General features: G+C 70.4%; 15 protein-coding genes and 2 tRNA genes. 9 read left to right on the top strand and 8 right to left on the bottom strand.

What is annotated here, in order from left to right:
- Positions 1-20 precede the first annotated feature (20 nt).
- Both ABD466_RS09935 and ABD466_RS09940 read left to right on the top strand, forming a co-directional pair.
- Complete coding sequence (locus ABD466_RS09935; protein WP_344656664.1) at positions 21-1,307, top strand: bifunctional glycosyltransferase family 2/GtrA family protein; 1,287 nt, start codon at positions 21-23, stop codon at positions 1,305-1,307.
- The gene (locus ABD466_RS09940; protein WP_344656665.1) at positions 1,304-3,850 is read left to right on the top strand and encodes an ArnT family glycosyltransferase; all 2,547 of its coding nucleotides are present in this window, start codon (positions 1,304-1,306) and stop codon (positions 3,848-3,850) included. Before ABD466_RS09935 ends, ABD466_RS09940 begins: the two co-directional genes overlap by 4 nt.
- A 73-nt stretch (positions 3,851-3,923) precedes the next feature.
- Here ABD466_RS09940 and ABD466_RS09945 read toward each other — a convergent pair whose 3' ends face one another.
- The 6 genes from ABD466_RS09945 to ABD466_RS09970 all read right to left on the bottom strand — a co-directional run bounded on the left by ABD466_RS09945 (position 3,924) and on the right by ABD466_RS09970 (position 6,601).
- The gene (locus ABD466_RS09945; protein ID WP_344656666.1) at positions 3,924-4,988 is read right to left on the bottom strand and encodes a UDP-N-acetylmuramate dehydrogenase; all 1,065 of its coding nucleotides are present in this window, start codon (positions 4,986-4,988) and stop codon (positions 3,924-3,926) included.
- Positions 4,989-5,112: 124 nt separating this feature from the next.
- Positions 5,113-5,541, bottom strand: a complete 429-nt coding sequence (locus ABD466_RS09950) for a MaoC family dehydratase (RefSeq protein ID WP_344656667.1) — start codon at positions 5,539-5,541, stop codon at positions 5,113-5,115.
- Positions 5,538-5,987, bottom strand: a complete 450-nt coding sequence (locus tag ABD466_RS09955) for a MaoC family dehydratase N-terminal domain-containing protein (RefSeq protein ID WP_344656668.1) — start codon at positions 5,985-5,987, stop codon at positions 5,538-5,540. Before ABD466_RS09955 ends, ABD466_RS09950 begins: the two co-directional genes overlap by 4 nt.
- A 113-nt stretch (positions 5,988-6,100) precedes the next feature.
- Positions 6,101-6,265: a 50S ribosomal protein L33 gene (gene rpmG, locus ABD466_RS09960; protein WP_344656669.1), complete on the bottom strand. Its 165-nt coding sequence runs from the start codon at positions 6,263-6,265 to the stop codon at positions 6,101-6,103.
- A 111-nt stretch (positions 6,266-6,376) separates the two neighbouring features.
- Positions 6,377-6,450: transfer RNA gene (locus ABD466_RS09965), tRNA-Met, on the bottom strand.
- Positions 6,451-6,528: 78 nt separating this feature from the next.
- Positions 6,529-6,601, bottom strand: a tRNA-Thr gene (locus ABD466_RS09970).
- A 91-nt stretch (positions 6,602-6,692) separates the two neighbouring features.
- Here ABD466_RS09970 and ABD466_RS09975 point away from each other — a divergent pair.
- Positions 6,693-7,298, top strand: a complete 606-nt coding sequence (locus ABD466_RS09975; RefSeq protein WP_344656670.1) for an NUDIX hydrolase — start codon at positions 6,693-6,695, stop codon at positions 7,296-7,298.
- 135 nt (positions 7,299-7,433) lie between these two features.
- Here ABD466_RS09975 and ABD466_RS09980 read toward each other — a convergent pair whose 3' ends face one another.
- Complete coding sequence (locus ABD466_RS09980) at positions 7,434-8,246, bottom strand: SIMPL domain-containing protein (protein ID WP_344656671.1); 813 nt, start codon at positions 8,244-8,246, stop codon at positions 7,434-7,436.
- Between the two features lie 55 nt (positions 8,247-8,301).
- Between ABD466_RS09980 and ABD466_RS09985 the strand changes: the two genes are divergently transcribed.
- Entirely contained in the window at positions 8,302-8,919 is a 618-nt protein-coding gene (locus tag ABD466_RS09985) for a hypothetical protein (protein ID WP_344656672.1), read from the top strand.
- Here the strand turns inward: ABD466_RS09985 and ABD466_RS09990 are convergent.
- Positions 8,916-9,701 (bottom strand): DeoR/GlpR family DNA-binding transcription regulator, encoded by a 786-nt coding sequence (locus ABD466_RS09990; RefSeq protein ID WP_344656673.1) that lies wholly within the window; start codon positions 9,699-9,701, stop codon positions 8,916-8,918. The genes ABD466_RS09985 and ABD466_RS09990 overlap by 4 nt on opposite strands.
- 143 nt (positions 9,702-9,844) lie before the next feature.
- Between ABD466_RS09990 and ABD466_RS09995 the strand changes: the two genes are divergently transcribed.
- The 5 genes from ABD466_RS09995 to ABD466_RS10015 all read left to right on the top strand — a co-directional run bounded on the left by ABD466_RS09995 (position 9,845) and on the right by ABD466_RS10015 (position 17,362).
- A complete protein-coding gene (locus tag ABD466_RS09995) occupies positions 9,845-11,857 on the top strand; it encodes a DUF5107 domain-containing protein (RefSeq protein ID WP_344656674.1) in 2,013 nt (670 codons plus the stop codon).
- A 306-nt stretch (positions 11,858-12,163) separates the two neighbouring features.
- Entirely contained in the window at positions 12,164-13,489 is a 1,326-nt protein-coding gene (locus ABD466_RS10000) for an ABC transporter substrate-binding protein (protein ID WP_344656675.1), read from the top strand.
- A gap of 2 nt (positions 13,490-13,491) precedes the next feature.
- Positions 13,492-14,478 (top strand): carbohydrate ABC transporter permease, encoded by a 987-nt coding sequence (locus tag ABD466_RS10005; RefSeq protein WP_344656676.1) that lies wholly within the window; start codon positions 13,492-13,494, stop codon positions 14,476-14,478.
- 137 nt (positions 14,479-14,615) lie between these two features.
- Entirely contained in the window at positions 14,616-15,461 is an 846-nt protein-coding gene (locus ABD466_RS10010; protein ID WP_344656677.1) for a carbohydrate ABC transporter permease, read from the top strand.
- The gene (locus tag ABD466_RS10015; protein ID WP_344656678.1) at positions 15,458-17,362 is read left to right on the top strand and encodes a DUF5107 domain-containing protein; all 1,905 of its coding nucleotides are present in this window, start codon (positions 15,458-15,460) and stop codon (positions 17,360-17,362) included. Before ABD466_RS10010 ends, ABD466_RS10015 begins: the two co-directional genes overlap by 4 nt.
- Positions 17,363-17,441: the final 79 nt, after the last annotated feature.

Raw genomic sequence — 17,441 nt, forward strand, 5'->3', positions numbered from 1 at the left:
CCGCCGCGAGCGTCATCCCCATGAACGCAACCGCTCTCACCGAACGCGACTCGCCGGATGGTGCCGGCGTCGGGGCATCGGGTGGCGGGCGTCGGCGTCTGGTCGAGGTCGTGGTGCCCGTCTACAACGAGCAGCACGTCCTGGAGGCCAGTGTGCGACGTCTGCACCGGTACCTCGTGGAGAACCTGCCGTACCCGTTCCGGATCACCGTGGCCGACAACGCCTCCACCGACGGCACCTGGGCGGTGGCCGCTCGGTTGGAGCGGGAACTGACCGGGGTGCGGGCCGTGCACCTCGACCTGAAGGGACGCGGCCGCGCCCTGCGCGCCGTCTGGTCGGCGTCGGACGCCGACGTCGTCTCCTACATGGACGTCGACCTGTCGACCGACCTCAACGCCTTCCTGCCGCTCGTGGCGCCGCTCCTGAGCGGGCACTCCGACCTGGCCATCGGTTCGCGCCTGGCCCGCGGCAGCGCCGTCGCGCGCGGCCCGAAGCGGGAGTTCATCTCGCGGACCTACAACCTCCTGCTGCGGACCACGATGGCCGCCCGGTTCTCCGACGCGCAGTGCGGGTTCAAGGCCGCCAAGACCGAGGTGGTGCAGGCGCTGCTGCCGCGGGTGCAGGACGAGGAGTGGTTCTTCGACACCGAACTCCTGCTGCTGGCGGAGCGGTCGGGGCTGCGGATCCACGAGGTGCCGGTCGACTGGATCGACGACCCGGACTCCCGGGTCGACATCGTCAAGACCGCCAAGGCCGATCTGAAGGGGATGTGGCGCGTGGCGAAGGCGTCGGTCCGGTCCTCCTCCGGCGCCCCGGTGCGGGCGCGCGTCCGGGCCGTCGACCCGCCGGCCGGGCTGCGCTGGCAGGTCCCGGTGTTCGCGACGATCGGCGTGCTGTCGACGGTCGCGTACATGCTCCTCTACGTCCTGCTGCGCGCGCCGCTGGGAGCGTTCGCGGCGAACGCCCTGGCGCTGGCCGCGACCGCGGTCGCGAACACCGCCGCGAACCGCCGCTTCACCTTCGGCGTCACCGGCAGTCGCAACGCCCTGCGGGACCAGGTGGGCGGCCTGGTGGCGTTCGGCATCGGGCTGGTGCTGTCCAGCGGGACGCTGGCGGCTGTGCACGCCGCGACCCCGCACCCCTCGCGGACCACCGAGCTGCTCGCCCTGGTGGTCGCCAACGGCCTGTCGACCCTGGCCCGGTTCGTGCTGCTGCGCGCGTGGGTCTTCCATCCGAGGCGCGGTCACGCGCCGTCCGACCATGAGACCGCGATCCCGGCGGCTCAGAACACTGGAGAGCTGTCATGAGCGCGATCTCCCCCGCTTCGGAAGTCGTCTACGAGATCGGCCCGCCCACGACCGGCACCGGCGGCACCGGCCGCCTCGGACGCCTGTGGCGCGGGCCCGAGGACGACCCGCGCTGGGCCCGGCCGGGCCTGCTGGCGCTGCTGGCGGCGGCCGCGGTCCTGTATCTCTGGGACCTGTCGGCGTCGGGCTGGGCGAATTCCTTCTACTCGGCGGCGGTGCAGGCCGGGACGAAGAGCTGGAAGGCGATGCTCTTCGGGTCCCTGGACGCGGGCAACGCGATCACCGTCGACAAGCCGCCCGCGTCGTTGTGGGTCATGGAGATCTCGGGACGGATCTTCGGCTTCGGCTCGTGGTCGATGCTGGCGCCCGAGGCGCTGATGGGCGTCGCCACTGTCGGCGTCGTCTACGCGGCGGTGAAGCGGGTGCTCTCCCGGACGCGCGGCACGGCGGTCGGCGCCGGGGCCGGGCTGCTGGCGGCGGCCGCCCTGGCGGTCACGCCGGTCGCGGTGCTGATGTTCAAGTTCAACAACCCCGACGCCCTGCTGACCCTGCTGCTGACGCTGGCCGTCTACGCGGTGGTGCGGGCGCACGAGCACGGCAGCACCCGCTGGCTGCTCCTGGCCGGCACCTTGATCGGCTTCGCGTTCCTGACGAAGACCCTGCAGGCTTTCCTGATCCTCCCGGCTCTGACCGCCGTGTACCTCGCGACCGGCCCCGGCCGCCTCCTGCGGCGGCTGTGGCAGGTCCTGGCGGCCGGTGCGGCGATTGTCGTCAGCGCCGGATGGTGGGTCGCGATCGTCCAGCTGACGCCGGCGTCCTCGCGGCCGTACGTCGGCGGCTCACAGCACAACAGCTTCCTGGAGCTGACCTTCGGCTACAACGGCTTCGGCCGGCTGACCGGCGACGAGACCGGCAGCGTCGGCGGCGGTCCGCGCGGTTTCTCCGAGGTCACCGGGCAGCCCGGCGGACTCGTGATCTTCGGCCCCGGTGGCCAGACCGGCGGCGTCCCCGAGTTCGGGCGCATCGCGGGCGGCCCCGGCGGCGGCCCGCGCGGCGGCGGATTCGGGGGAGGCACCGCGTGGAACCGCTTGTTCAGCGGCGAGATCGGCAGTCAGATCAGCTGGCTGCTCCCGGCCGCGCTGCTGCTGTTCGCCTTCGGGCTGTGGGCCGCCGGGCGGGCACGCCGGACCGACCTCGAGCGCGCCGGACTGCTGGCCTGGGGCTTGTCGATGCTGAGCACCGTGGCGGTCTTCAGCTACATGAAGGGCATCTTCCACCCGTACTACACGATCGCCCTCGCGCCGCTCATCGCGGTCACGGCGGGCATCGGCGGCGGGATGCTGTGGGCCCGGCGCGGCGAGTTCGTGCCCCGTTTCGGCCTCGCGGCGGCGGTCGGCGTGACGACGTGGTGGGGCTTCGAGCTGCTGGCGCGCACCGGGGACTGGCACTCGTGGCTGCGCTTCGCGGCCGCGGTGGCCGGCACCGTCGCGGTGGTGCTGCTGCTCGCGGAGCCGGTGATCTCGGCGCGGTTCCGCCGTGGCGCCCAGGACCAAGTCGCCTCGGCGCGTCCGGACTGGGTCCCGGCGGTGGACGGTGGCGAAGCCGACACGGCGGCGCCCGCTTCAGCCGACACCGAGGCGACGCAGGCTCCTGCGACCGGTAGCGGCGTGTTCGGCAGGACCCTGCGGTGGGGTGCGCTGGCGCTCGGCGTGGGCGCGGCGCTGCTCGGGCCGACGGCGTACGCCTTCGCGACGACGTCGACCGGCCACACCGGCTCGATCCCGTCGGCGGGTCCGGCGAACGCGGCGTTCGGCCCGGGCGGCATGGGCGGCCCCGGCGGCATCCGGTTCTTCAACGGTCCGGGCGGACCCGGCGGGCTCCCCGGCGGCATGAACAACCAAGGCGGCCAGAACGGCCAGGTCCCGGGCGGGAGCCAGAACGGCGGGCTCGGTCAGTTCCCGGGTATGCCGGGCAGCAACCAGGGCGGCCAGAGCGGGCAGGGCAACCAGGGTGGGCAGAGCGGTCAGAGCGGGCAGGGCAACCAGGGCGGCATGAACGGCCAGTTCCCCGGCGGCTCGCAGAACCAGGGCGGCTCGCAGGTGCCCGGCGGCTCGCAGAACCAGGGCGGCCTGCCCAACGGCACCACGTCCTCCTCCGGCGGCCCCGGCGGCATGAACAGCCTCCTCGACGCCAGCAAGCCCAGCGCGCGGATGCAGTCCCTGCTGACCGCCGACGCGTCCGGCTACCGCTGGGTCGCCGCGGCGATCGGCGCCCAGAACGCCGCCGGCTACCAGCTGGCCACCGGCGACCCGGTGATGGCGATCGGCGGCTTCAACGGCTCCGACCCCTCACCCACCCTGGCCCAGTTCCAGGCCTACGTCGCCCAGCACAAGATCCACTACTACATCGCCGGCGGCGTCGGCCAGGCCAACGGCGGCGCCGACATGGGCGGTGAGATCGGCACCTGGGTCAAGGCCCACTTCACGGCCCAGACGGTGGACAACGTGACCGTCTACGACCTGACCGCGACGCCCACGTCGTAGGCGGGACAGGAGAGAACGCGAGCGGCGGACGGGTCCGATGGCCCGTCCGCCGCTCGCGTCACCTCTGGAAGCTCTAGAGCGCGGCGCCCACCAGCACGGGCTCTGGCACCAACTCCACCCCGAACCGGTTCCGCACCCCGTCCCGGATCTCGCGCGCCAGCCCCAGCACGTCGGACGCGGCGGCCGTGCCGCGGTTGGTCAGCGCCAGCGTGTGCTTCGTCGACAGCGTCGCCGGGCCCTCGCCGTAGCCCTTCGGGTAGCCCGCCTGCTCGATCAGCCACGCCGCCGAGGTCTTCACCCGGTCGCCCGGCGCCGGGAAGCGCGGCGGGACGGACGCGGCGCGTGCGGCCAAAGCGTCGAAGGCCGCGACGTCGAGCACCGGATTGGTGAAGAAGGAACCCGCCGACCAGGTGTCGTGGTCGGCGGCGTCGAGCACCATCCCCTTGGCGGCACGAAGCTTCAGGACCGTCTCGCGGACGTCGGTCAGCGGAGCCCGGTCGCCTTCCTCGACGCCGAGCGCACGGGCCAGTTCGGCGTAGCGGATGGGGGCGGACAGCCGGTCGGCTTCCTGGGCGGCCGGCGGGTCGAAGCCGAACCACACCGTCAGCACGACGTACTTGCCCGGGTTCTGCTTGAAGACGGAGTCGCGATACGCGAACTCCAGACATCGGGACTGCATACCGCGGATCTCGCCGGTCTCCCGGTCCAGGGCGCGGATCCAGGCGATGGTCTGGCCGACCTCCTGGCCGTAGGCGCCGACGTTCTGGATCGGGGTGGCGCCGGCCGAGCCGGGGATGCCGCTGAGGGCCTCGACGCCGACCGCGCCGAGGGAGACCGCCTCGGCGACGAAGGCGTCCCAGTCGTGGCCGGCCGCCACGCCGAGGCGCAGACCCGAGCAGGTCTTCTGGCGGATGACGCCGGTGCTGGCGATCTTCAGGACCGTGCCGTCGAAGCCGTCGTCGCCGATCAGCAGGTTGGAGCCGCCGGCCAGGATCAGCAGCGGTTCGCCGCGGCCGTCGCAGTCCTTGACGGTGTCGACGATCTCCTGCTCGGTGGTCGCGGTCACCATGCGCCGCGCCGGTCCGCCCACACGCAGGGTGGTCAGGGGCGCGAGGGGTGCCGAGGCCTGTTCGAGCATGAGGACACGCTACCGGGTGGCAGGTCCGGCGGGCGCGCCATCTCAGCCTCCGAACCGTCGCCACGGCCCCCGAACTGTTCGGGGGCCGCAGGTCAGCGGCCCCCGACCCGGCCCCCGCCGGGCCTCAGGGCAGCCGCACCAGGGCCCGGGCCATCCCGAGCACCTTCTCGTCGGCGCTCACCGCGGTCAGGTCGACCCGCACCGTGCCGTCCTCGTTCACCGCGCCGACCTTGCCGGTCACGGTCAGCCGCGCGCCGGACTCCTCGTCGACGCCGTCCGGCACCACCACCGGCTTCGTGAACCGCACCGAGTACTCGACGACCAGGCCCGGGTCGCCGCACCAGTCGGTGACCACCCGGACCGCCTCGGCCATGGTGAACATGCCGTGCGCGATCACGTCCGGCAGCCCCACCGACTGCGCGAAGCGCTCGTTCCAGTGGATCGGGTTGAAGTCGCCGGAGGCTCCGGCGTACTTGACCAGGTCCAACCGCCGGACCGGGAAGGTCTGGGCGGGCAGCTCGTCGCCCTTGGCCACGTCCGCGAACTTGATCACGACTCCGCTCCCACCACGACGAGCTTGGAGTAGCCGGACACCACGTGCTCGCCGTCCACGGTGGCCAGATCGGTGCGGGTGCTCAGGAATCCCTGGCCCATCCGCTCGCTGACGTCCTCGATCACCACGGTCGCGGTCAGCTGGTCGTCGGCGTAGATCGGCCGCGCGTACACGAACTTCTGGTCGGCGTGCAGCACCCGGCTGAAGTCCATGCCCAGCTCCGGGTCGTTGATGATCAGCAGCGCGGCCGGCCAGGTGATGACGATCGGGAAGGTCGGCGGCGCGAGCACGTCCCGGTGCCCGAGGTCCTGCGCCACGGCCGGGTCCCGGTACACCGGGTTCGGGTCGCCGATCGCGTCCGCGAACTCGCGGATCTTCTCCCGGCCGACCTCGTACACCGCGGTCGGCGGATAGGTCCGGCCCTTGTAACCGGCGTCCAGCGCCATGGTCCCTGTGCCTCCTTGGATACGAAGAAACCGCCCGCGCCCACTCCGGTACGGAGTCGGCGGGGCGGTCCAAAACTACAGGCTGGAGCCTGACGCTCGGGTCCCGGCGGAGACTAGCGGGTCTCGCGGTGCGGGGTGTGCTTGTTGCACCAGCGGCAGTGCTTCTTCAGCTCGATGCGGTCCGGGTCGTTCCGGCGGTTCTTCTTGGTGATGTAGTTCCGCCGCTTGCACTCGGTGCACGCGAGGGTGATCTTCGGCCGGACGTCGACAGCAGCCACTGGGGTGCCTCTTTCTCTTCTCGAGGGCTCCGGACCTTCCCAGGTCGGCCCTCACGATGGACAACCCTGCAAGTTTACCTTGCAGGGTTGAGGGGTTTCGCACGTACGCGGTAGCGGTGGCCGGACTTGAACCGGCGACACAGCGATTATGAGCCGCTTGCTCTACCAGGCTGAGCTACACCGCCACTCGATCAACGACCGGATCGGTCCGGTGGACACGGGCTTTCACCCTTTCGTGTCCACCGGACCCCCGGTGTGATCTGAGCCCCAATACGGAATCGAACCGTAGACCTTCTCCTTACCATGGAGACGCTCTGCCGACTGAGCTATTGGGGCGAGCAGGGAATAAGTTACACGGTCTTGGGCCTGGCGCGAAATCGGGTTTCCCCAAAGAGTGTCGCGTCCTCCTTCCACTACCCTCAACCGCATGTCAGAGCCCCAGTCGACGCCGTCCCACCAGGCGACCACCCCTGCCGCACCCCCCGCCCGCAGCCGCAGCCGGTGGACCGTCCACGCCGAGTGGCCCGTGTATGAGAACCCGTGGGTCGACGTCCTGATGGCGGACGTGGAACTCGGCGACGGCACCCGCTTCGAGCACCACGTGGTCCGCACCCGCGAGGCCGCCAGCTGTGTGGTGACCAGGCGGAACGAAGACCGCGACGAAGTCCTGCTGATCTGGCGCCACCGCTTCGCCATCGACAAGTGGGTCTGGGAGATCCCCTCCGGCCTGATCGAGGAAGGCGAGGACCCCGCCGAGACCGCACGGCGTGAAGTCGAGGAGGAGACCGGCTGGCGGGTGGCAGAAGTCACACCGCTCCTGGCCTTTCACCCGGTCGGCGGGATGCTCCGCACTCAGTACCGCCTCTTCCGCGCCCACGGTGCCCGGTACATCGGCGAACCGACCGAGGAGAACGAAGCGGAGAAGGTGGAGTGGGTACCGCTGGACGAAGTACTCGCCCTCATCGACTCCGGCCAGATCGCCACCGGCGCCTCCCTGGTCGGTCTGTTGCGGGTGCTGGCCGAACGAGGCTGACCCTTCACTCGTCCGGCCGTGGCGGCTTGTTTCCGCCAGGGCCGGACGAGTGAAGCCGGCGCTGGTCGACCGCCACCAACCGCTGCCAACCGCTGCCAACCGCTGCTAATCGTCGCCAACCGGCATCGACCACCATCAACCGAAGCTGAAAACCACCGTCACCTGAACCGTGACATCGGTGCTCCCCATCTGGATCGGCACCGACGCAACCGCCTTGTCACCCGCCGCCGCGGGCACGTTCATCCCCGTCGGACTCGGCTGCGTGCTGACGTTCTCCTCGACCCGCACCACCGCCCCCAGCGAACGCCCAGCGGACTTCGCATACTGTGCCGCCTTGGCCTTCGCATCGTTGAAGGCCGCATCGCGCGCCTGGTTCAACGGCCCCGAGTCGTTCTGCAGATCGGTGGACAATCCGGAGATCTGGGTGGCGTCACCCCCGGCCGCGGCCGCCGCCGAGATGGTGGCCCCGGCGGTCTTGGTGTCCCGCAACGTCACAGTCAGGTTCTCCGTGGCCTCATAGCCGGTCAGGGTCCGCTTGTTGGACGAGTAGTCGTACTGCGGACTGACTCCCAACCCCGACGTCTTCATGTCCGCCTCGGCGACATGACTGGACTTCAGCGAGTTCTGAACAGCCGTCATCGTCCCGGCCATCCCGTTCATCGCGGAGCTGACGTCCCCCGCGCTTTTGGTGATCGACAGCGTGAGCACCAACGTGTCCGGCGTCCCGGTGACCTTGCCGACACCCTGCACCGTGATACCGGGAAAGGCATCCGGCGCCAACGGCGTCGTCTCACCGACGAGCGCGGGAGCCGGCTTCCCCGTACCAGCACTGGCGGCCGGCGCCGCGGAGTCGCCCGACAAACCGACGGCGACCGCACCGCCCACAGCGACCAGCGTCGCGACACCGAGCACCACCGCCCGGCGCGTCAGGTTGAGGTTGAGTTCCATGGCCGTTGGATGCAGTCGATCTCGTTCCGGTTCCCACCGGTGGGATGATCGTCCCGTGACAGCGCTGCGCGCCGTGGTCGAACTCGGCTGGACCGAGAACGAGGACGCTCCCTGGCCCGTCGAGCCACTCGGCGAATACCGTTGGGGACCCCTGGATTCCACGACCACCGCGGCCGTGATCGGCACGGTGATGGCGGCGACCGCCGACTGGTGCCGCCCCGACGACTCCGACTACGACAGCGTGCCCACGGCGGCCGAAGCCCTGCGCTGGATCGCGGACTCGGACTACTTGGTGATCTGCGCCGGCGTCCAGGCCTCAGACGGCACGACGACGGTCAACCCCGGCTGCTGCTGCGAACTCAACGACTGGCACGGCTGGGCCGACCCGCGACGCCGGTCGGCCATGTGGCTCGGCCACAGCCCCGAACCGTGGATCGAGGACACCGAAGCCGGCCTCATGGTCCACCAGGACAAACGGCCCGAGGGCGAGGCACGGCAGAGTCCTGTGCTGATCACGACCGCCGAGCTCCCTCAGCTCCTGGCCGATCTCCGCACCGATCTCCTCGGCTTCCTCGCCGCCGTCGAACGATGGGCCGTCGGGCTCACCGGCGACCCCCGGCTCGCCGCGGCGGTCGTCGCCAACATCGACCACCACCTCGGCCTCCATCCCTAAGCCCGCACCACGCGGACCCCCAGCTCCGTGAACCGCGCCACCATCTCCTCCGGCGCGTCCCCATCCGTCACCAACGTCGTCACGTCCGAGATCGGGCAGATCCGCGCGAACGCCCGCCGCCCCAGCTTCGACGAGTCCGCGACCACCACCACGTGCCGCGCCCGCGAGGCCAGCGTCTGGTTCACCGTCGCCTCGGCCTCGTTGTGGGCGCTGGCCCCGTGCTCGGCGTCCAGCGCGTCGACGCCGAGGATCGCCAGGTCCAGGGCCACGCGCTCGAGCATCGCCGCCGCGATCGGGCCGACCAGCTCGTACGACTTCGGTGAGCCGACGCCGCCGGTCGCGACCACGTGCAGGTACGGGCGCACCACCAGCTCCTGCGCGATGTTCAGGGCGTTGGTGACCACCGTGACCGCCGGGCCGCGCTGCTCACCCGCCAGGTCGGCGCGGGCGGCCAGGGCGCGCGCGACCTCCGTGGCCGTGGTGCCGCCGTTGATGCCGACGGTCGAGCCCACGGCCACCATCCCGGCCGCGACCGAGGCGATGCGCTGCTTCTCCGGGGCGTGGCGGGCGACCTTGAAGCGCAGCGGGAGGTCGTAGGACACGCTGTGCGCCGTCGCGCCGCCGCGGGTGCGCGACAGCAGCTGCTGCGCCGCCAGCTCGTCGAAGTCGCGGCGGACCGTGGCGGCCGAGACGCCGAGCTTCTCGGCGGTCTCCTCGATCTCCAGCTTGCCGCTCTCGGCGAGCATCTCCAGCAGCACGCTCCAGCGCTCATAACGGTTCACAGGCGGGCCCTTCCCAGGCCGCGCCGGAGGTCGCGCGGCCGATTCGATCAATCCCTGACTGGATCGTGACCATGTTTGCAAGATTTTCTGGCACACTGAAGCGATCCTGCAAGGTGTCAGCGCAAATCCTAGGGGGCCGTCGGTTGAGCGTCCTGCGGCTGTCGTCGGCGGTCATGCCGGTCGCCGCGCTGGGGCCGGAGAACCCGCTGCCGCCGCTGCGCCAGCTCCCCGACCCGCGAGGCGGCCTGGACGTGTCCGAGGCCGACGCCGAGATGGTGGCGAACCTCGGCTACGGCCACGTGGAGTCGCTGCTCCCCTACACGTTCCAGGACGGCTACGGCCGCGAGACCCCGGACCGGGAGCTGGTCACGGCGGTCCTGGAGAACGACCACCTGCGCGCGGAGTTCCTGCTCGGCTACGGCGGCCGTCTGATGTCGCTGCGCCACAAGGCGCGCGGTGGCGGGCCGGACCGCGAGCTGCTGTTCTTCCCGCCCAAGCTCCAGCTCGCCAACCTGGGCCTGCGCAACGCCTGGTTCGCCGGCGGCGTCGAGTGGAACCTGGGCACCTTCGGCCACACCGCGCTGACCTGCTCGCCGCTGCACGCCGTGCGCGTGACCCGCGACGACGGCACGCCGGTGCTGCGCATGTACGAGTACGAGCGCCAGCGCCGCCTGGTCTACCAGCTGGACTGCTATCTGCCCGCCGGCTCGCCGGCGCTGCTGGTGCACGTCCGCATCCACAACCCGTTCCCGGAGGACGCCCCGGTCTACTGGTGGAGCAGCGCCGCGGTGCCGCAGACGCCGGACAGCCGCGCGCTGATGCCCGCGAGCTCGGCGTACCACTTCTCCTACACCGGCAAGATGCGCCGGATCCCGTTCCCTCGCTGGCGTGACTCCGACGCCATGGATTGTTCCTACCCGGGCCGCGTCGACTACGGCGCCGACTACTTCGCCGAGATCCCCGACGGCGAGCGCCGCTGGATCGCGGCCGTCGACGCGGCCGGCCGGGGCCTGTTCCAGACCTCGACCGACCGGATGCGCGGCCGCAAGCTGTTCCACTGGGGCACCGGGTCCGGCGGCCGGAACTGGCAGGACTGGCTGTCCGGGCCCAGCCGCGCGTACTTCGAGATCCAGGCCGGTCTGGCCCGCACCCAGCTGGAGCACCTGCGGCTGCCCGGCCGCCAGTCGTGGTCCTGGGTCGAGGCCTACGGCCCGCTGGACTTGGATCCGGAGCGGGTGCGCGCCAGTTGGTCCGAGGCCACCGCGGCGGCCGCCGGCGCGATCGGCACGACGGTGCCGGCGAGCGTTCTGGAAGACGAGCTCGCCAGGATGACCACCCTCGCCGACCAGCCGCCGGAGCAGGTCCTCCACTCCGGCTCCGGCTGGGGAGCGCTGGAACGCCGCGCACTCGGCCGTAACAGAGCGCTGAACCTGCCCGGCACGCCTTTCCCCGACGCCACCATCGGCCGCGACCAGCAGTCCTGGCTGTCGCTGGTCCGCAAGGGCCAGATGCCGACCCCGGCCCCGGCGCTCCCGCCGTCGTCCTACGCGGTCGGCCCGGTGTGGCGGACGCTGCTGGAGAAGGCGACGTCCGATCCGGCCACCGCGACCTGGTTCACGTGGCTGCATCTGGGCGTGAACCGTTACCACGCCAACGATTTCGCGGGGGCGCGCGAGGCGTGGGACCGGTCGATGGCGCAGGCCGAGACCGCGTGGGCGCACCGGAATCTGGCGTTCCTCGACGCCGCCGACGGCCACCTCGACGCCGCCGCCGACCACTGCCTGCGCGCCCACCAGCTGTCGCCTCGGCTCCGCCCGCTGACGATCGAGACGATGCGGATGCTGATCACGGCCGAGCGCCCGGGCGAGGCGTTGGAGATCGTGGACCGGTTGAAGGAGCCCGACCGGTTCGCCGGCCGCGTGCTGATGCTGGAGTGCCGGGCCGCGCTGGACGCCGGGGATCTGGTGCGCGCGCGGCGGATCCTGGAGACCGGCCTGGTGGTCGACGACGTCCGCGAGGGCGAGGACCCGCTGTCGGATCTGTGGTGGGAGTTCCACGCGCGGCAGGCCGGCGGGCTGGGTCCGGTGGTTTCACAGCGCGTGCGCGAAGAGCACCCGCTGCCGTGCAGTTACGACTACAGCGTCCGCCAGCTGTAGCAGCTTCCTTCTTCCAGGCGCTCAGCTCCGGCCCAGGTCACGGGGTCGGAGCTTTCTCATGTCGCCGCTTCTTGCAAGTTTTGCAACTTACTGCTGATCAATGCACGTACAGATCTCAACTTCGCATCACTCAAAAAAATCTTGCACCGGATGCTTGTAGTTCTCGCTAACGACGTCCTACTGTCAGCTCCCAGCACCCCCTCTAGTGATCAGTCCCTACCCACCCGCGGTCCGGGCCTGCCGCCCTTGGACCGGGGGCGGGGAGGGGCCCTATGGCGAGCAGAAGCAGCCTTGGAGGAAATCGATATGGGCAGCACCACCGGTCGGGGCCCTCGGCTCCTGGCGATAGCCACCGCGGCCGTCCTCGCGGTCGGCGTGAGCGCGTGTTCCAGCAGCAAGAGCGACAAGCCGGCGTCCGGCACCGGCGACGCCGCCGCGAAGTCCGGCGGCAGCTTCAGCTACTGGTCGATGTGGCGCAAGGACGAGCCGCAGGCCAAGGTCATCCAGGCCGCGATCGACCAGTTCACCGCGGACACCGGCATCAAGGTCGACGTCGAGTGGACCGGCCGCGACGTGGCCAAGAAGATCGGCCCGGCGATGGCCGCGAACAAGGCCCCGGACATGTGGGACCAGGGCGCGGACTCGATCTACGGCACGGCGGCGCAGAACGGCAACGCGCAGGACCTGTCCGCGGTGCTGGACATGACGATCCCGAACGACAACGTCAAGGTCTCCGCCGCGATCCCCTCGAAGTACTGGGACTCGCTGCCGAAGGACCCCAAGGGCGGCCAGCACTGGGTGATCCCCTACGAGGCCAGCACCGCCGGCGTCTTCTACAACTCCGCGGACCCCGACATCTCCGCGGCGATGGCCTCGGCGCCGACCGACTGGGACGGCTTCATCAAGGTCTGCGACGCCCTGAAGGCCAAGAACAAGCCCTGTGTGGCCTCCGAGGGTGAGGACTCCTGGACCAACGGCCTGTGGTTCGACTACCTGCTCAACGCGAACGGCGTGAACTTCAACGACCTCGCGAACGACAAGAGCGGCGCCGCGTGGGACAACCCGGCCGTGCTCAAGACCGCGCAGCAGACCGAGCAGCTGGTCAAGGGCGGCTACATCATCCCGACCTACACCGCGACCAAGTACCCGGCGCAGCAGACCAACTGGGCCGGCGGCAAGGCCGGGTTCCTGATCAACGGCAACTGGGTCACCGCCGAGGTCGCCAAGCAGATCCCGTCGACCTGGAAGTACGGGTTCATGCTCCCGCCGGGCGCCACCCAGCCGGACTCGATGGTGTTCGGCTTCGCGCTCACGAAGAACGCCAAGAACGTCGCGCAGGCTGAGAAGTTCATGGCGTACTTCCTGCAGAAGAAGACGCTGTCGGGCATCTCCACCGACGCCGGCAACATCACGCCGCGCACCGACATCCCGGCCCCGGCCGAGCTGACCGACGTGCAGAAGACCCTCGGCGCCGACAAGCTGCGCCTGACCTTCGACGGCGTCGCCGGCGACTGGAGCACCAAGGTCTGGAACCAGAACTTCCTGGACTTCTGGCACGGCAAGACCGACGCGGCCGGCTTCGTCGCCAAGATGAAGTCCGCGCAGGTCTCGTTCTGGAAGACCCAGAGCTGAGCATGAGCAGCGCCACCATCCAGGACCCGCCTCGGACGCGCCGCGTCCGGGGCGGGTCCGCCGCGCGCGGCCCTCGGGGCTCTCACACTCCGGTCGGCGCCGCTCCGCTGGAGCGCTCGCGCCGCCGCATGTTCTGGGCGTTCACGGCGCCAGCGGTCATCGTCTACGGCGTGCTGTTCCTGCTGCCGGTCGGCTACGCCGCCTGGACCAGCTTCTACAAGTGGGACGGCATCAGCGACAAGAAGTGGAAGGGCCTGGGCAACTACCAGACCCTGTGGCAGGACCCGATCTTCCGCCAGTCCCTGGGCAACACGCTCAAGACGCTGGTCATCGGCGGCCTGATCACCTTCGTCATCTCCTTCGGGCTGATGCTGATCCTGCGGGAGATGAACCGCCGGCTGTTCGCCCGCGCCGTGCTGTTCTTCCCCTGCCTGGTCAACGCGATGGTCTTCGGGATCGCAGCCGGTGTGCTGTTCTCCCCGGACGGCCCGGTCAACCAGGCGCTGAAGTGGCTCGGCTGGAGCCGCCCGCCGCAGTGGCTGGCGACCGAGCACCTGCCGACGATGATCCTCGGGACGCTGGTCTGGACGGCCACCGGCTACTACACGGCGATCCTGATGGCCGCCGTCGACCAGATCCCCGAGTACCTCTACGAGGCCGCCGAGCTGGACGGCGCGAACGCCTTCCAGCGCTTCCGCCATGTCACGCTGCCGATGTGCTGGGACGTGATCTCGGTGTGCGCGGTGCTGTGGACGGTGAGCTCGGTGAAGATCTTCGAGCTGATCCTGATGTACGGGGGCAGCAGCGGCTCGCAGCCGCCCACGGACTCGTGGAACACCGCCATGTACGTCTACGAGGAAGCCTTTCCTCAGGCCTCTACGCCGCAGCTGGGGCTGGCCACGGCCGCGGCGTTGGTGAGCCTGTTCCTGGTGGTGGTCTTCACGGTCGTGCTGCGGCGCATCCTGCGTCGCGACCCCATTGAGTACTGATCCACCGATATACCCAGTCTCCGAGGTACTCAGCCTCCGAGGTACCCAATGCCCAAGGTACCCAGACTCCGAGGTACCTAGTGCCCAAGGTACCTCGGACCCGATGTACTCGGGATACACGCCGGAAAGGGAAGACCATGAGGCCCAGGCGCAAAGCCCCCAGCCTGCCGATGCGGATCGCCACCGGCGCGGTGTGGGTGGTCGTGGCCGCCGACATCGCGCTGATCGGCTGGATCCTGCTCACGTCGCTGCGCGACGGCACCGACGTCCTCAGCCACCCGTTCGGCGTGCCCACGCACCCGAAGGGCGCCAACTACGGAAAGGTCTTCTCCGACGGCGGCTTCGGCCGCGCCGCGGTGAACAGTGTGCTGGTCGCCGTGCTGTCCTCGGTGCTGGCGGTGGTCGTCGCGGCGCCGTGCGCGTACGCGCTGGCCCGTCGGAGGACCCGGGTCTCCGGGGCGATGAGCATGACCTTCGCGATGGGCCTGGGCGTGCCCGGACAGGTGATGGTGGTGCCGCTGTTCATCGGCCTGGCGCACGCCAACCTCGACGACTCCCAGCCCGGCCTGATCCTGGTCTACCTGGGCCTGGCGATGCCGTTCACCGTGTACCTGCTGACCGGGTTCTTCTCCGGCATCCCGCAAGTCCTGGAGGAGGCCGCGGTGCTGGACGGCGCGAGCATGCTGCGCACCTTCACCAAGGTGATCCTGCCGGTGGCCCGCGGCGGCCTGATCACCGCGTTCCTGCTGCAGTTCATCTCGGCGTGGAACGAGACGCTGTTCGCCATCGTGCTGACCCACAGCCAGGACAAGGTGACGCTGCCGGTGGCGCTGTCCAGCTTCGTCCAGGAGGCACAGCTGAACGGTCTGGACTGGGGTGCCATGTTCGCAGGGGTCTGCGTCGTCCTGGCGCCGATGATCGCCTTGTTCAGCTGGCTCGGCACCCGCATCATCCAGGGCATGACTGTAGGGATCGGAAAATGAGCACCGGACTGCGGCACGACGTGCTGCGCATCGAAGGCGCCGACGACCCGCGCACCGGCCTGCTGCCGTTGCTGCACGGCGTCCCCCGCCCCGGATTCGACGCGGCGGCGGCGCCGTACCCGGACATGGCGCGGAGCCTGGAGTACGGACGGCCGACGACGCTGCTGCCGTACGCGAACCAGGACTCGTACACCAGGAAGCGGACCGTTCGGGAGGTGCCGAGCCTGGTCCTCGAGAACGAGAGGCTGACCGCCACCTTCCTGCCGGGCTACGGCGGACGGCTGTGGTCGCTGGTCCACCGCCCGACCGGACGCGAACTGCTGCACCGCAACCCGATCCTGCAACCGGCGAACCTGGCACTGCGCGACGCGTGGCTGGCCGGCGGCGTCGAGTGGAACCTCGGGGCCACCGGGCACTGGCCGCTGACCTGCGCGCCGCTGCACGCGGTGCGGCTGACGGCGGCCGACGGGACGCCGGTGCTGCGGATGTACGAGTTCGAGCGGCTGCGGCGGGTGGTCGTGACGGTCGACGCGTGGCTGCCGCCGGAGTCGGAAGTGCTGCTGGTCCACGTGTCGCTGCACAACCCGGCCACCGAGGAGACACCGGTCTACTGGTGGTCGAACATCGCGGTGCCACAGAGCCCTGATGTCCGCGTGGTCGCACCGGCCGAGCGGGCCTTCCACTTCGACTACGAGGCGCAGCTGAAGCTGATCGGCTTCCCCGGCTCGGCGGGCGGCGACCAGAGCTACCCGGCGCGGTTCACGAAGGCGGCGGACTTCTTCATGGACATCCCGGCCGGCGAGCGGCGGTGGATCACCGCGCTGGACGCCCGGGGCACGGGGCTGGTGCAGACGTCGACCGACCGGTTGATCGGGCGGAAGCTGTTCCAGTGGGGCAACAGCACCGGCGGGCAGCGGTGGCAGGAGTGGCTGTCGGGACCCGACGCGGAGTACATCGAGATCCAGGCGGGCTTGGCCCGGACGCAGTTGGAACACCTCGCGCTTCCGGGCGGCGAGACCTGGGAGTGGGTCGAGGCGTACGGGCTGCTGGAGGCGGATCCGGCGGCTGTGCACGGGACGTGGGACGAGGCGCGGGACGAGGTCGCGGGGGCTTTGGAGCGGTTGGTGCCGCGCAAGGATCTCGATGCGGCGTTGGTCGAGGCGCGGGGGTTCGCCGCCGAGTCCGCGACGCCCGAGGTTCTCCACCGCGGATCCGGTTGGGGGGCTCTGGAAATCGCGGCCGGCGAGTTGCCGGCTGATGGTCTGCATCCGTTCGGGTCCTGCGATAGCGAGCAGCAGCCCTGGCTGGACCTGTTCCTGACCAAGCGGCTGCCGGTGCCGGCCGACGATGTTCCGGCCGCGGCGGTGCGGGGGGCGAAGTGGCGGTCGTTGCTGGAGACGTCGGCCGACGACTGGCACTCGCTCTACCACCTCGGTCTGCTCCGACTCGCCGACGGCGACTGCGACGGTGCCCGCGAGGCGTGGGACCGTTCGGTCACCGAGCACCCGAACGCGTGGGCCCTGCGGGGGTTGGCGCATCTGGCTGCCTCGCCGGCGGAGCGTGCGGACCTGCTGCTCGCGGCCCATCGGCTCCAGCCGGGGTTGCGCGAGCTCACCGTGGAGACCCTCCAGGCGCTGCTCGCCGCCGAGCGTGCGGGGGAGGCGTTGGAGGTGGTCGCAGGGCTTGGAGCCGATGATCGCGATCACGGCCGCGTCCGGCTCCACACGGCGCAGGCGGCGCTCGCGGTCGGGGATCTGGAACGGGTTCGGACGCTGGTTGATGAGGGGATCAGCGTCGACAACCTTCAGGAGGGCGAGGCCTCACTGGACACGCTGTGGCTCGCGGTCTATCCGGATCGGCCGGTGCCGCGGGAGTACGACTTCCGGATGACCGGGAGTTAGTTCGACGCCCTTCGGGTCCTGGTCTCCAGGGTCCGGAGGGCTTTCTTTGTCACCCCTGGTGGGGCGAACGCGTGGCACA

Source organism: Catenulispora subtropica (assembly GCF_039531675.1).
GTDB lineage: Bacteria > Actinomycetota > Actinomycetes > Streptomycetales > Catenulisporaceae > Catenulispora > Catenulispora subtropica.

What these genes read in the sequence shown, in the direction of transcription:
- ABD466_RS09935 (WP_344656664.1), top strand. Translation starts at nt 21, where the DNA reads ATGAACGCAACCGCTCTCACCGAACGCGACTCGCCGGATGGTGCCGGC.
- ABD466_RS09940 (WP_344656665.1), top strand. Translation starts at nt 1,304, where the DNA reads ATGAGCGCGATCTCCCCCGCTTCGGAAGTCGTCTACGAGATCGGCCCG.
- ABD466_RS09945 (WP_344656666.1), bottom strand. Translation starts at nt 4,988, where the DNA reads ATGCTCGAACAGGCCTCGGCACCCCTCGCGCCCCTGACCACCCTGCGT.
- ABD466_RS09955 (WP_344656668.1), bottom strand. Translation starts at nt 5,987, where the DNA reads ATGGCGCTGGACGCCGGTTACAAGGGCCGGACCTATCCGCCGACCGCG.
- ABD466_RS09975 (WP_344656670.1), top strand. Translation starts at nt 6,693, where the DNA reads ATGTCAGAGCCCCAGTCGACGCCGTCCCACCAGGCGACCACCCCTGCC.
- ABD466_RS09980 (WP_344656671.1), bottom strand. Translation starts at nt 8,246, where the DNA reads ATGGAACTCAACCTCAACCTGACGCGCCGGGCGGTGGTGCTCGGTGTC.
- ABD466_RS10000 (WP_344656675.1), top strand. Translation starts at nt 12,164, where the DNA reads ATGGGCAGCACCACCGGTCGGGGCCCTCGGCTCCTGGCGATAGCCACC.
- ABD466_RS10005 (WP_344656676.1), top strand. Translation starts at nt 13,492, where the DNA reads ATGAGCAGCGCCACCATCCAGGACCCGCCTCGGACGCGCCGCGTCCGG.
- ABD466_RS10010 (WP_344656677.1), top strand. Translation starts at nt 14,616, where the DNA reads ATGAGGCCCAGGCGCAAAGCCCCCAGCCTGCCGATGCGGATCGCCACC.
- ABD466_RS10015 (WP_344656678.1), top strand. Translation starts at nt 15,458, where the DNA reads ATGAGCACCGGACTGCGGCACGACGTGCTGCGCATCGAAGGCGCCGAC.